At 70.8% G+C, this 13,611-nt stretch carries 11 protein-coding genes; 4 read left to right on the top strand and 7 right to left on the bottom strand.

Annotated elements, in window-relative coordinates; all coding sequences use genetic code 11:
- Positions 1–126: 126 nt before the first annotated feature.
- Positions 127–1,152, bottom strand: a complete 1,026-nt coding sequence (locus ACFY7C_RS23495; protein WP_389653876.1) for a 6-phosphofructokinase — start codon at positions 1,150–1,152, stop codon at positions 127–129.
- Positions 1,153–1,430: 278 nt separating this feature from the next.
- On the opposite strand from ACFY7C_RS23495, the gene pta reads away from it, so the two are divergent.
- The 3 genes from pta to pyk all read left to right on the top strand — a co-directional run bounded on the left by pta (position 1,431) and on the right by pyk (position 6,273).
- Entirely contained in the window at positions 1,431–3,524 is a 2,094-nt protein-coding gene (gene pta / locus ACFY7C_RS23490; RefSeq protein ID WP_389653874.1) for a phosphate acetyltransferase, read from the top strand.
- Positions 3,521–4,768 (top strand): acetate kinase, encoded by a 1,248-nt coding sequence (locus ACFY7C_RS23485; RefSeq protein WP_389653872.1) that lies wholly within the window; start codon positions 3,521–3,523, stop codon positions 4,766–4,768. Before pta ends, ACFY7C_RS23485 begins: the two co-directional genes overlap by 4 nt.
- 74 nt (positions 4,769–4,842) lie before the next feature.
- Positions 4,843–6,273, top strand: a complete 1,431-nt coding sequence (gene pyk, locus ACFY7C_RS23480) for a pyruvate kinase (RefSeq protein WP_389653870.1) — start codon at positions 4,843–4,845, stop codon at positions 6,271–6,273.
- 88 nt (positions 6,274–6,361) lie between these two features.
- On the opposite strand, the gene ACFY7C_RS23475 is transcribed toward pyk, so the two are convergent.
- The 4 genes from ACFY7C_RS23475 to ACFY7C_RS23460 all read right to left on the bottom strand — a co-directional run bounded on the left by ACFY7C_RS23475 (position 6,362) and on the right by ACFY7C_RS23460 (position 10,488).
- Positions 6,362–7,576, bottom strand: a complete 1,215-nt coding sequence (locus tag ACFY7C_RS23475; RefSeq protein ID WP_389653868.1) for a hypothetical protein — start codon at positions 7,574–7,576, stop codon at positions 6,362–6,364.
- Positions 7,566–8,159, bottom strand: a complete 594-nt coding sequence (locus ACFY7C_RS23470; protein WP_389653866.1) for a DUF6114 domain-containing protein — start codon at positions 8,157–8,159, stop codon at positions 7,566–7,568. The genes ACFY7C_RS23475 and ACFY7C_RS23470 overlap by 11 nt, the downstream gene beginning before the upstream one ends.
- 127 nt (positions 8,160–8,286) lie before the next feature.
- Positions 8,287–8,931, bottom strand: a complete 645-nt coding sequence (locus ACFY7C_RS23465) for a DUF6230 family protein (protein WP_389653864.1) — start codon at positions 8,929–8,931, stop codon at positions 8,287–8,289.
- A gap of 591 nt (positions 8,932–9,522) precedes the next feature.
- Positions 9,523–10,488, bottom strand: coding sequence for a tetratricopeptide repeat protein (locus ACFY7C_RS23460; protein WP_389653862.1), 966 nt, complete (start codon positions 10,486–10,488; stop codon positions 9,523–9,525).
- Between the two features lie 272 nt (positions 10,489–10,760).
- Here ACFY7C_RS23460 and ACFY7C_RS23455 point away from each other — a divergent pair, with 272 nt between their 5' ends.
- The gene (locus ACFY7C_RS23455) at positions 10,761–11,387 is read left to right on the top strand and encodes a TetR/AcrR family transcriptional regulator (RefSeq protein ID WP_389653860.1); all 627 of its coding nucleotides are present in this window, start codon (positions 10,761–10,763) and stop codon (positions 11,385–11,387) included.
- A gap of 106 nt (positions 11,388–11,493) precedes the next feature.
- Here ACFY7C_RS23455 and ACFY7C_RS23450 read toward each other — a convergent pair whose 3' ends face one another.
- Both ACFY7C_RS23450 and ACFY7C_RS23445 read right to left on the bottom strand, forming a co-directional pair.
- The gene (locus tag ACFY7C_RS23450) at positions 11,494–13,194 is read right to left on the bottom strand and encodes a methylmalonyl-CoA mutase (protein ID WP_389653858.1); all 1,701 of its coding nucleotides are present in this window, start codon (positions 13,192–13,194) and stop codon (positions 11,494–11,496) included.
- A 72-nt stretch (positions 13,195–13,266) separates the two neighbouring features.
- Complete coding sequence (locus ACFY7C_RS23445; protein WP_389653856.1) at positions 13,267–13,599, bottom strand: DUF3817 domain-containing protein; 333 nt, start codon at positions 13,597–13,599, stop codon at positions 13,267–13,269.
- Between the last annotated feature and the right edge of the window lie 12 nt (positions 13,600–13,611).

Genomic DNA, 13,611 nt, shown 5'->3' with positions numbered 1-13,611 from the left:
GGCTCAAGCATGGATTCGGCCCCGATCGTCCACGGGGGGACGATCGGGGCCGGGCGTGTCCGGGACGGCGAAGGGACGGGTGTCCCTACCGGCGGGGCGGGTCAGGGCGGCTCCGGCCGAGGCGGCTCAGAAGACCGACTCGGCCTCGCGGATCCGGTCCGCCGGCACGGTCTTGAGCTGGGTGACGGCCTCGGCCAGCGGGACCATCCGGATGTCGGTGCCGCGCAGCGCGGTCATGTTGCCGAACTCGCCCCGGTGCACGGCCTCCACCGCGTGCCAGCCGAAGCGGGTGGCGAGCACCCGGTCGTAGGCGGTCGGCGTGCCGCCGCGCTGGACGTGGCCGAGGATGACGGGCCGGGCCTCCTTGCCGAGGCGCTTCTCCAGCTCGTAGGCGAGGGCGGTGCCGATGCCCTGGAAGCGCTCGTGGCCGAACTGGTCGATCGCGCCCTTGCCGTAGTCCATGGTGCCGTCGGCGGGGTGGGCGCCCTCGGCGACGCAGATGACGGCGAACTTCTTGCCGCGGGCGAAGCGCTCCTCGACCATCTTGACCAGGTCGGACGGGTCGAAGGGGCGCTCGGGCAGGCAGATGCCGTGGGCGCCGCCGGCCATGCCGGACTCCAGGGCGATCCAGCCGGCGTGCCGGCCCATCACCTCGACGACCATGACGCGCTGGTGGGACTCGGCGGTGGTCTTGAGCCGGTCCATGGCCTCGGTGGCGACGCCGACGGCGGTGTCGAAGCCGAAGGTGCGGTCGGTGGAGGAGATGTCGTTGTCGATGGTCTTCGGGACGCCGACGACGGGCACGCCCACCTCGGACAGCATCCGGGCGGCGGTGAGGGTGCCCTCGCCGCCGATGGGCACGAGCGCGTCGAAGCCGCTCTTCTCGATCAGTTCCTTGGCGTTGTCGCAGGCCGCGCGGAAGCGGTCGCGCTCCAGGCGGGAGGAGCCGAGGATGGTGCCGCCGCGCGCGAGGATGCCGCTGACGGCGTTCAGGTCGAGGGGCCGGTAGCGGCCGTCGAGCAGGCCCGCGTAGCCGTCCTCGAAGCCGATGACCTCATCGCCGTAGTGGGTGACCGCCCGGTGCACGACCGACCGGATCACTGCGTTCAGGCCCGGGCAGTCGCCGCCTGCGGTGAGAACTCCGATGCGCATCGTGCTCATTCTCCTGCTCGTAGTGGTACGTGTGAGCCGCGTCGATTCTCACACGGTGGACGGCGCCACCGTGATCGCCGCCGCTCCGCGCGTCCGGTGCCACGGGCCTTGCGGGGCCTTCGGTCCCGGCCCTCGGGGCCCTTCTTCCCGGCCCTTCGTCCGGCAGGCGTCCTATCCATCCGCGAGGGTATTGTCAAGAGGTCGATGCCACCCTAATGGCGCTTTTTGAACACACTCGATTGACGAAGTCGACGAAGAATCGGACAGGAGACCACGGCGTGACGCGCAGCGTGTACGTGACCGGGATCGACCGCGGAGACGGCCGCCAGGTCGTCGAGCTGGGAGTCATGGAGCTCCTGACCCGCCAGGTGGACCGGGTGGGGGTGTTCCGCCCGCTGGTGCACGACGGCCCCGATCGCCTGTTCGACCTGCTGCGGAGCCGCTACCGGCTGTCCCAGGACGCCGCCACCGTCTACGGCATGGACTACCACGAGGCGTCGTCGCTCCAGGCCGAGCGGGGCACCGACGAGCTGGTGTCCCGGCTGGTGGACCGCTTCCACGCGGTCGCCCGTGACTACGAGGTCGTCCTCGTCCTCGGCACCGACTTCGCCGCCACCCAGCTGCCCGACGAGCTCGCGCTCAACGCCCGGCTCGCCAACGAGTTCGGCGCCTCGGTGATATCGGTGGTCGGCGGCAAGGGCCAGCCCGCCGAGTCCGTGCGGGCCGAGGCCCGCAACGCCTTCCGCGCCTACGACGGGCTCGGCTGCGACGTGCTCGCGATGGTCGTCAACCGGGTCGCGGCCGAGGACCGGGCCGCGATCGCCGAACGCCTTTCGGCCCGGCTGCCGGTGCCCTGCTACGTGCTGCCCGACGAGCCGGCCCTCGCCGCGCCGACCGTCTCCCAGATCACCCACGCGCTGGGCGCCTCCGTCGTCCTCGGCGACGACGCCGGCCTGGCCCGGGACGCCCTCGACTTCGTCTTCGGCGGCGCGATGCTGCCGAACTTCCTCAACGCGCTGACCCCCGGCTGCCTGGTGGTCACCCCCGGCGACCGGGCCGACCTGGTCGTCGGCGCGCTCGCCGCGCACTCGGCCGGCACCCCGCCGATCGCCGGTGTGCTGCTGACCCTCAACGAGCGGCCCAGCGACGAGATCCTCACCCTGGCCGCCCGCCTCGCGCCCGGCACCCCGGTCATCTCCGTACCGGGCAACAGCTTCCCCACCGCCGCCGAGCTCTTCGCCCTCGAGGGCAAGCTGAACGCGGCCACCCCGCGCAAGGCGGAGACCGCCCTCGGTCTCTTCGAGCGTCATGTCGACACCGCCGAACTCCTCGGGCGGCTCTCGGTCGCCCGCAGCGGCCGGGTCACCCCGATGATGTTCGAGCACGAGCTGCTTGAGCAGGCCCGCGCCGACCGCCGCCGGGTCGTCCTGCCCGAGGGCACCGAGGAGCGGGTGCTGCGCGCCGCCGACGTGCTGATCCGGCGCGACGTCTGCGACCTGACCCTGCTCGGCGACGTCGAGGCCATCCGCAAGAAGGCCGCCGACCTGAGCGTGGACCTGGGCGCCACCCAGCTGATCGACCCGCAGACCTCGGAGCTGCGCGACTCCTTCGCCGAGAAGTACGCCCGGCTGCGCGCCCACAAGGGCGTCACCGTCGAGCTCGCGTACGACGTGGTGTCGGACGTCAACTACTTCGGCACCCTGATGGTCGAGGAGGGCCTGGCCGACGGCATGGTCTCCGGCTCGGTGCACTCCACGGCCGCGACCATCCGGCCCGCCTTCGAGATCATCAAGACCAAGCCGGACGCGTCGATCGTCTCCTCGGTCTTCTTCATGTGCCTGGCCGACAAGGTGCTGGTGTACGGCGACTGCGCGGTCAACCCGGACCCGAACGCCGAGCAGCTCGCCGACATCGCGGTGCAGTCGGCGGCCACCGCCGCACGCTTCGGCGTGGAGCCGCGGATCGCGATGCTCTCGTACTCCACCGGCACCTCCGGCTCCGGCGCCGACGTCGACAAGGTGCGCGAGGCGACCAAGCTGGTCCGCGAGAGCCGGCCGGAGCTGAGGATCGAGGGTCCGATCCAGTACGACGCGGCCGTCGAGCCCTCCGTCGCGGCGACCAAGCTGCCCGGCTCGGAGGTGGCCGGCCAGGCCAGCGTGCTGATCTTCCCGGACCTCAACACCGGCAACAACACCTACAAGGCCGTGCAGCGCTCGGCCGGCGCGGTCGCCGTCGGCCCGGTGCTCCAGGGTCTGCGCAAGCCCGTGAACGACCTCTCGCGCGGCGCGCTCGTCAGCGACATCGTCAACACGGTCGCCATCACGGCGATCCAGTCCCAGAACCCCGCCCAGGGTCAGGAGCTCCCCGCATGACCGGCACCCCCACCCGTGTCCTCGTCCTCAACTCCGGCTCCTCGTCGGTGAAGTACCAGCTGCTCGACATGAAGGACGGCGGCCGTCTCGCGGTCGGCCTGGTGGAGCGGATCGGCGAGCAGAACTCGCGGCTCGTGCACACGCCGCTGCCGGGCGGCGGTGCCGCGAGGCGCGAGCGGAACGGGCCGGTCGCCGACCACGCGGCGGCCCTGAAGGCGGTCGCCGAGGAGCTGGCGGCCGACGGGCTCGGCCTGGACTCCCCCGAGCTGGCCGCGATCGGCCACCGGGTGGTGCACGGCGGGCTGCGGTTCAGCGCGCCGACCGTCATCGACGAGGAGGTGCTGGCCGAGATCGAGCGGCTGGTCCCGGTGGCGCCGCTGCACAACCCGGCGAACATCGTCGGCATCCGTACGGCGATGACGCTGCGGCCCGACCTGCCGCAGGTGGCGGTCTTCGACACCGCCTTCCACACCACCATGCCGGAGGCGGCGGCGCGCTACGCGATCGACGTGGAGACGGCCGACGCGTACCGCATCCGCCGCTACGGCTTCCACGGCACCTCGCACGCGTACGTCTCCCGGGAGACGGCGAGGCTGCTCGGCAAGGCGCCGGAGGAGGTGAACGTGATCGTGCTGCACCTGGGCAACGGGGCCTCCGCCTCGGCGGTGGCGGGCGGCCGGTGCGTGGACACCTCCATGGGGCTCACCCCGCTGGAGGGCCTGGTCATGGGCACCCGCTCGGGCGACATCGACCCGGCGGTGACCTTCCACCTCCAGCGGGTGGCCGGCATGACGTCGGACGAGATCGACGGCCTGCTGAACAAGCGGTCCGGTCTCGTCGGGCTGTGCGGGGACAACGACATGCGGGAGATCCGGCGCCGGATCGACGAGGGCGACGAGCGGGCGGCGCTGGCCTTCGACGTCTACATCCACCGCCTGAAGAAGTACATCGGGGCCTATTACGCGGTGCTCGGCCGGGTGGACGCGGTGGCGTTCACGGCGGGGGTCGGTGAGAACGCGGCCCCGGTGCGGGAAGCTGCGATCGCGGGCCTGGAGGAGCTGGGCCTGGCGGTGGACGCCGACCTGAACGCCGTGCGCTCCGACGAGGCCCGGATCATCTCGCCGGAGTACGCACGGGTGGCGGTGGCCGTCGTCCCGACCGACGAGGAGCTGGAGATCGCCCGGCAGAGCTTCGCCCTGGTGCAGGGTGCGCCCGAATTGACGTCCGGAGAAGTGAACGCCTGAGCGGCCCCCCGCCCATTTGTACTTTCCGCCAGACGGAATATTCCGCAGTGAAACAAACCGATAGGATCCGCCTCATGCGCCGTTCCAAAATCGTCTGCACGCTGGGCCCCGCCGTCGACTCGTATGAGCAGCTGAAGGCTCTCATCGAGGCCGGCATGAACGTGGCCCGTTTCAACATGAGCCACGGGACCCAGGCAGAGCACCAGGAGCGGTACGACCGTCTCCGCAGGGCGGTGGCGGACACCGGCCGCGCCGTCGGCGTGCTCGCCGACCTCCAGGGCCCCAAGATCCGTCTGGAGACCTTCGCCGAGGGTCCCGTCGAGCTGGTGCGCGGTGACGAGTTCACCATCACCACCGACGACGTCCCCGGTGACAAGTCCATCTGCGGCACCACGTACAAGGGGCTGCCCGGCGACGTCTCCAAGGGCGACCAGGTCCTCATCAACGACGGCAACGTCGAGCTGCGCGTCGTCGAGGTCGAGGGCCCGCGGGTGAAGACGATCGTCGTCGAGGGCGGTGTCATCTCCGACCACAAGGGCATCAACCTGCCCGGTGCCGCGGTCAACGTCCCGGCCCTGTCCGAGAAGGACGTCGAGGACCTCCGCTTCGCGCTGCGCATGGGCTGCGACATGGTCGCGCTGTCCTTCGTCCGCAACGCCGACGACGTCAAGGACGTCCACAAGGTGATGGACGAGGAGGGCCGCCGGGTCCCCGTCATCGCCAAGGTGGAGAAGCCGCAGGCCGTCGAGAACATGGCGGACGTGGTCGCCGCCTTCGACGCCGTGATGGTGGCCCGTGGCGACCTCGCCGTGGAGTACCCGCTCGAGAAGGTCCCGATGGTGCAGAAGCGCCTCGTGGAGATGTGCCGCCGCAACGCCAAGCCGGTCATCGTCGCCACCCAGATGATGGAGTCGATGATCACCAACTCCCGTCCGACCCGCGCCGAGGCGAGCGACGTCGCCAACGCGATCCTGGACGGCGCGGACGCGGTCATGCTGTCGGCCGAGTCGAGCGTCGGCGCCTACCCGATCGAGACCGTCAAGACGATGTCGAAGATCGTCGCCGCGGCCGAGGAGGAGCTGCTCGCCAAGGGCCTCCAGCCGCTGGTCCCGGGCAAGAAGCCGCGCACCCAGGGCGGCTCGGTCGCCCGCGCGGCCTGCGAGATCGCGGACTTCCTGAACGGCAAGGCCCTCATCGCCTTCACCCAGTCCGGCGACACGGCCCGCCGTCTGTCCCGCTACCGCACCCAGCAGCCGATCCTGGCCTTCACCACGGACGAGTCGACCCGCAACCAGCTCACCCTGAGCTGGGGCGTGGAGTCCTTCCTCGTGCCGTTCGTGGAGACCACCGACGCCATGGTCGACCTGGTCGACGCGGAGCTGCTGAAGCTCCAGCGCTACAACGCCGGCGACATCATGGTCATCACGGCGGGCTCGCCCCCCGGCGTCCCCGGCACCACGAACATGGTCCGGGTGCACCACCTCGGCGGCGCGCAGCGCGACTGACGCTCCTGCCCGCACGGCGGACCGCACGAACGGCCTGTGGCCGCATCCCCCGACAGGGATGCGGCCACAGGCCGTTCTCGGCGAGCCGTCAGTTCGGCTCGACGGTGTTGCGCAGGCCCGGGACCTTGAGCGTGCCGCCGAACTGGCCGGCCTGCTTCACCGTGGCGTCGGAGAAGAAGGCGAAGGGCACGTTCAGCGGGGGCGGGGTCTGGGGGCTGAAGGTGACCGGGATGAGGCCGAAGAGGTTGCCCTTCAGCTCCTCCGTGTACATGGTCACCTTGCCGCCGCGCATGGTGGAGGTGGAGCCCTTGTCGGAGCGGACGTGACCGGTCAGGCCGTCGGAGTGGACGGTCAGCTGGTGCAGGTCCTTGATGTCGATCTCGTCGGCGGTGAACTTGAGGACCTTCTTGATCTTTCCGCTGGCGGTCTTCACCTCGACGATGCCCTCGTAGTCCAGGCCGCGCAGGGTGAGCATCGTGGTCCGCAGGGTCCAGGCCTCGTCCGGCAGGAGCGGCATGCCGGTCTCCAGCTCCGCCGCCGCGAGCGCCTCCGGGTCCGGTTCGGGGCACGGGAAGCGCGGCTTGGCGCCGTCGGGTATGTCCTCGTCCTTCTTGGCGTCCAGGCCCTTGGCGGAGTCGGGCAGCTCCTCGGTCGTGGCACCGGCCTTGTCGGCCGCGTCCTTGATGGCCTCCTTGGTGCGGTCGGTGGCCTTGTCGACCGGGGTGGTGTCCTTCGGCGCCGTGCTCCCGGTGGGCTTCGGGGCGGGCGTGCCGGACTGGGTGGCGGTCGGCGTGGGCGCCGGGGCCGTCGTCCTGTCCGGTCCGTCGAGCAGGTCCTTGAGCGCGTCGCCGACGCCCAGCGGGTCGAGCGGGTTGACGGACCTGGTGGCCGTCGGGGTCGGCGCGGGTGTCGCCGTGGCCTCCTTGCGGACCGTCGTGCCGGGCGTCTGCGTGGGCTTCGGCTCGGTGGTCGCGGAGGTCTCCGGGGCGGGCTTGTCGGTGGGGGTGGCCGTCGCGCTCGCCGTCGGCTTCGGGTCCGCCGTCTCCGTGGGCTTCTTGGTCTCCTCGGCCGCCGGTTCGTCCGAGCGGGTCACGCACGGGCCGGGGGCGAAGGGGATGTCCTTGTCGTCGGCGAGGGCGAGCCGGGGTGCCAGACCCATGCCCACGATCACCGCGGTGGGCATGGCCGCGAGGGCCATCGCCTTGCCGGCGGGCACGTGGATCTTGTTCAGGAGGGACTTGCGGGGAGCCGCGTGGCGCGGCCCTCTCGTCGTCCCGGCCGACTGTGTTTCGTCACCCCGCACTGTTCCTCCCGCCGTTGGCTTCGATCGTCGTCTCGGCCACCGGCGCCTCGGAGCCCTGCTGCGGGATCACCGGCTGCGTCGTGCCGTCGTGCATGTGCGCGTGCTCGGTCGGGGCGGCGCCGAACTCGTCCGGGGCGTCGCTCTCCCCGGCGCTCGCCCGCGCCTCCTCGGCGTCCCCGGCGTCATCCGCGGCCGGTTCCGCCGGTGCCCACGAGGCGGACATGCCGCCGCCGACCAGGGCGAAGAGGAAGCCGATGACCAGGCCGCCGAAGTTGGACACGGGGATGGAGATGAGCCCCAGCACGATCGCCGCGACTCCCGCGAAGACCCGGACGACGGGCTGGAACCACATCGTCAGTCCGAGCGTGATGAGCAGGACGCCGATGATCAGCGCGCCGGCGCCGGCCGTCGTCGCCATGGCGAGCGTGACGTTGCCGAGCCGCATGTCCCCGTACGGGAGGTAGGCGATCGGGATGCCGCCGATGATGGTGAACAGGCCCGCCCAGAAGGGCCGGGTCTGCCGCCAGACACGGAACCGGTTCTCCTGGGGGACTCCGCTGGAAGCAGTGGACTCGGCGCTCATGGAAACAGCTCCCTGAAAGCGGTGTTGCTGAGAAAGATGGTGAAAAAGGGGCACTCGGCCGGGGCGGGTGGGGGCCGCACGCGACGGCCCCACACCCTGGGGCGTCAGTCCTGGACGGACCTCAGCCTCAGAAGCACTCGGCCGACTTGCCCCGGTGCAGGGACAGGTTGAGGTCGGGCAGCTTGAAGGTGCCGGCGGTGGTCGCCCACGCCTTCTGCTCGACGTTGGAGAGCTTCGCGACCTCGGCGCGCTGGCCGAAGCCGTACGGGTTGGCCTTGGTGTTCGGCTGGATGCCCGGCTTGCCCGGCGCCTTGGCCAGGTTGCCCGCGGCGACGCCGATGTCGATGTTGGTGAACTCGGCGTCGGTCTTCAGCGAGGAGACATCCAGGTAGATGTTCTTCGCGTAGACCTTGTCCTTGCCGGTGCCGGCCGTCAGCTGAAGCGTCACGTCACCGACGAACGGGACGTGCGGCGTCACCACGGACTGGCACATGTTGGTGATCCAGGCCTCGGAGAAGCCGGAGACCGCCACCGGAGCGGCGAAGTCCTTGCCCTCCAGGTCCTTGCCGACGTTGACGCTGCCGTACTGGACGAAGTCGTTACCGACGAGGCTGTCGGTCTTAACCTTGAACTCCTGGCCGGAGATGCTGAAGGACGCGGCGAGCGCGCCCTGGGCCAGGCCGACACCGATCGCGGCCGTCGCGGCCACGCTCGGCACCATGACGACGGCGAACCGCTTCCATCTGGTCCCGCCACGAACCTGGGACTTCATGAGAATTCCTCCTTCTCGGACGTACATCTCCGGATGGGCCCAGGGGCCCGTCCTGGGATGGGAGAAGTGCTACGTCCTCGGGAAGGAGAGCGCCGAGGGCTCAGGCGGCACGATGCGCGTCCGAATCACCGGCGATCACCCCCGAGCGACAACCACTGGCCACGCCGTGTGTGTGGCCGGATTGGACAGGCCCTGCCGGTGAGGGCAGGAACCCCCCTGTCCATGACCGGCGACGCTGCCGCCGGCCCGCCCGGTGGGGACCCGTCGCCGCGCAGCCGGCGGGTTGCCGGGCTGGTGCGGTGTCGGACCGAGCGTCGCCGATCGTGGTCGATTCCGGGCGCCCGCACAAGGGGGTTCGTTACTCACTAGTAACGGCCTGATAACCCCGGCACGACAGGCTGCCGCCGGATGGCGACACAGGGTGCCGCCACCTGATGCGACAAAGAGCGATGAGGCCGGAGAAATCCGGACAGAAATCCAGGTTCGATTTACTGCAAGTAACAGCGGCCGCGATTACCAAGTTTTGGTAAAGCGCGGCCGCCGAATGTCGCCGTGTCGCCAAATCGTCCCCTTACGGAGGGGACGATCGGCTCAGTACAGGGCCCTCGCCAGGGCCTGGCGGGCGGTCGTCACCCGCGGGTCCTCGGGACCGATGACCTCGAACAGCTCGAGCAGCCGCAGCCGCGCCGCGTCCCGGTCCTCGCCCGCCGTACGGCGCACCGCGTCGACCAGCCGGCCGAAGGCGTCCTGGACGTGACCCCCCACCAGATCGAGGTCGGCGGCGGCGATCTGCGCGGCGACGTCCGCCGGGTCGTCCGCCGCCTTCTTGCGCACCTCGGCCGGGTCCATCGCCTGCACCCGCTGGAGCAGCTCGGCCTGGGCGAGCCCGAGCTTGGCCTCCGGGTGACCCGGGTCGTCCGCGAGGACGTTCTTGTACGCCTGGACGGCACCGGCCAGGTCGCCCGCGTCGAGCGCGGACATGGCCGCCTCGAGCAGGGCGTCGTACGGACCGGCGGGCACGGGAGCCGCGGCGGCCGGGCCTGCGTCGGGGTCGACCTGGATGCCGGTGAGGCCGAAGCGCTCCTCGGCGACCTGGACCAGCTGGTCGAGGGTCTGGCGGATCTGCGCCTCGGGGGCCGCGCCCTGGAAGAGCGGCAGCGCCTGACCGGCGACCACCGCGAAAACGGCCGGAATTCCCTGGATGCCGAACTGCTGCATCAGCATCTGGTTGGCGTCGACGTCGACCTTGGCGAGCAGGAAGCGGCCGTTGTACTCGACGGCGAGCCGCTCCAGAAGGGGGCCGAGCTGCTTGCAGGGCTCACACCACTCGGCCCAGAAGTCGATGACGACCGGAACCTCGGCGGAGCGCTGGAGCACATCGAGCTCGAAGCCCGCCTCGTCGACGTCGATCACCAGGGCGGAGGGGGCGACGGCCGCCGTCCCGCCCTGCCGGGCCGCCTCGGCGCGCGCCTGCTCCGCCTTCGCCTTGGCCTCGCCGGCCGCCTTCACCGCGGCGAGGTCGACGACGCCGCTCATGGACATGTTTCGGGGCTGCATGGCTACATCCTCCCCCCTCCGCGCGCGTAACCGGTAAGCGATGGCCGAACCGTGCCGTCCGCGGGCAGGACGGCACGGCCTGTCGTTCGTGTGCGCCGGGTCCCCACCCGGCGCCGTGGTTGTCGCGAGGGGCCGCCGGGGTGTCCCCCGAGCCTTTCGCTACGGGTCGTAGCGTAATCCCCGGACCCCGGTCCTGGACAGGCCCCCGAGGTGAACTGCCTCACACGACCGGCCTCTGGCGCAATACCTACCGGCGGGTATGGTCGACGTCCATGTGTAGCCGTACCCGCTCCCGCGCCCGACCCGGACGCCCCCGTTCCGCCGAGGCCGACACGGCCATCCTGGAGGCGACCCGGGCGGCCCTGGTGGAGCTGGGCTGGTCCAGGCTGACCATGGGGGACGTGGCGACCCGGGCCGGGGTCGCCAAGACCACCCTGTACCGGCGCTGGAACAACAAGAACGAACTCGTCGTCGACGCCGTCGCCGTCCTCTTCGATGAACTCCGACTGCCCGATCTCGGTTCCCTCCAGGCCGACATCGAGGATGTCGTCCTGCAGTTCGCGGCGCTCCTGGAACGCCCCGAGACCAAGACCGCCCTGATGGCCGTCGTCGCCGAGTCCACCCGGGACGAGCCGCTGCGCGACCGCATCCGCTCCTCGATCGTGGACCGCCAGAAGCGGCTGGTCCTGGAGGGCCGCCAGCGCGCCCAGGAGCGCGGCGAACTCCCCCGCGAGCGCGACCCGGCGACCGTCGAGGCCGTCGACGATCTGATCTTCGACGTGGTCGCGGGCGCGGTGGTGCACCGGGCCCTGGTGAGCGCCGAGCCGGTGGACCAGGCCTGGGTGCAGCGGCTCACGGCCCTGCTGCTCGGCGGCCTCGCCGCGGCGGCCGAGCTGTAGGCACCCCCCTGGACACCACGGCGCCCCCGCACGACCCGGAGGTCGTACGAGGGCGCCGGAGCCTTCGGCCGGCCGAAGCCGGTGGGCCAGGCCGTGTCCTCACGACCTAGAAGCCCGGGGGCTCCGTGTACACGCCCCACTCGTCGCGCAGCACGCCGCAGATCTCGCCGAGCGTCGCCTCCGCCCGCACGGCCTCCAGCATCGGGGCGATCATGTTGGAGCCGTCCCGGGCCGCCGCCAGCATGGCGTCCAGGCAGGACTTCACCTTCGCCTCGTCACGGCGGCCCTTGCGCTCGCCGAGCACCCGGACCTGCTCCCACTCGACCTCGTGGCTGACCCGCAGGATCTCCAGGTCGCCGGTGACCGAGCCGTGGTGCACGTTGACGCCGACGACCCGCTTGTCGCCCTTCTCCAGGGCCTGCTGGTAGCGGAAGGCCGACTCGGCGATCTCGCCGGTGAACCAGCCGTCCTCGATGCCGCGCAGGATGCCGGAGGTGATCGGGCCGATCGGGTGCCTGCCGTCCGGGTGGGCGCGCAGACCGCGCTCCTTGATCTGGTCGAAGATCTTCTCGGCGTCGGCCTCGATCCGGTCCGTGAGCTGCTCGATGTACCAGGAGCCGCCCAGCGGGTCGGCCACGTTGGCGACGCCGGTCTCCTCCATGAGCACCTGCTGGGTGCGCAGGGCGATCTCGGCGGCCTGCTCGCTGGGGAGCGCGAGGGTCTCGTCGAGGGCGTTGGTGTGCAGCGAGTTGGTGCCGCCGAGGACGGCCGCGAGCGCCTCGACCGCGGTCCGTACGACGTTGTTGTACGGCTGCTGGGCGGTGAGCGAGACACCGGCGGTCTGGGTGTGGAAGCGGAGCCACTGCGCCTTGTCGGTCTTCGCCCCGTAGACCTCCTTCATCCAGCGGGCCCAGATCCGGCGGGCGGCGCGGAACTTGGCGATCTCCTCGAAGAAGTCGAGGTGCGCGTCGAAGAAGAAGGAGAGACCGGGCGCGAAGACGTCGACGTCGAGGCCGCGGGAGAGGCCGAGCTCCACGTAGCCGAAGCCGTCGGCGAGGGTGTACGCGAGCTCCTGCGCGGCCGTCGCCCCGGCCTCGCGGATGTGGTAGCCGGAGACGGAGAGCGGCTTGTACGCGGGGATGCCGGCCGCGCAGTGCTCCATCAGGTCGCCGATGAGGCGCAGGTGCGGCTCGGGCTGGAAGAGCCACTCCTTCTGCGCGATGTACTCCTTGAAGATGTCGGTCTGCAGCGTGCCGTTGAGCACGGCCGGGTCGACGCCCTGGCGCTCGGCGGCGACCAGGTACATGCAGAAGACCGGGACGGCCGGGCCGGAGATCGTCATCGAGGTGGTGACGTCGCCGAGCGGGATGTCCTTGAAGAGGACCTCCATGTCGGCGGCGGAGTCGATGGCGACACCGCAGTGGCCGACCTCGCCGAGCGAGCGCGGGTCGTCGGAGTCGCGGCCCATGAGGGTGGGCATGTCGAACGCGACCGAGAGCCCGCCGCCGCCGGCGGCCAGGATCATCTTGTAGCGCTCGTTGGTCTGCTCGGCGTTGCCGAAGCCGGCGAACTGCCGGATGGTCCAGGTCCGGCCGCGGTAGCCGGTCGGGTGCAGCCCGCGGGTGAAGGGGTACTCACCGGGCCAGCCGATCCGCTCGAACCCCTCGTACGTGTCGCCGGGCCGGGGCCCGTAGACCGGCTCGACCTGGTCCCCGGAGAGCGTGGTGAAGTCGGCGTCGCGCTTGCGGGCCTTGTCGTAACGGGCCTGCCAGCGACGGCGGCCTTCCTCGATGGCGTCAGCGTCCATGCTTCGAATTTACTAGGACGTCCTAGTAAATGTCGATGGCAAACCCCCGCGAGCATGCCGCGGGGGTTCGGGTCAGACCTTGGCCGGAGCCGGCTGCGCGCCGCTGACCAGCGGAAGCGTCTCGCGCACGATCGCGCGCTCGACGAAGAAAGCGGCGAACGGAATCGTGCCGCTCACCAGGACCCAGAGCAGCTTGCCGAAGGGCCAGCGGGCCTTGGAGCCCAGGTCGAAGGCGAAGATCAGGTAGATGATGTAGAGCACGCCATGGGCCTGGGAGACCGCGAAGGTCACGTCCTCGCCCATGTCGAACCCGTATTTGAAGACCATGCAGGTGCACAGCACGAGCAGCATGACCGCGGTCACGTAGGCCATGACGCGGTAGCGGGTCAGCACGCTGGATTTCATGCCGTCGAGCGT

This window comes from Streptomyces sp. NPDC012769 (assembly GCF_042901205.1).
Taxonomy (GTDB): Bacteria; Actinomycetota; Actinomycetes; order Streptomycetales; family Streptomycetaceae; genus Streptomyces.
Note: the sequence above shows the minus strand (reverse complement) of the source record. Positions and strands in the feature narration are given on the sequence as shown.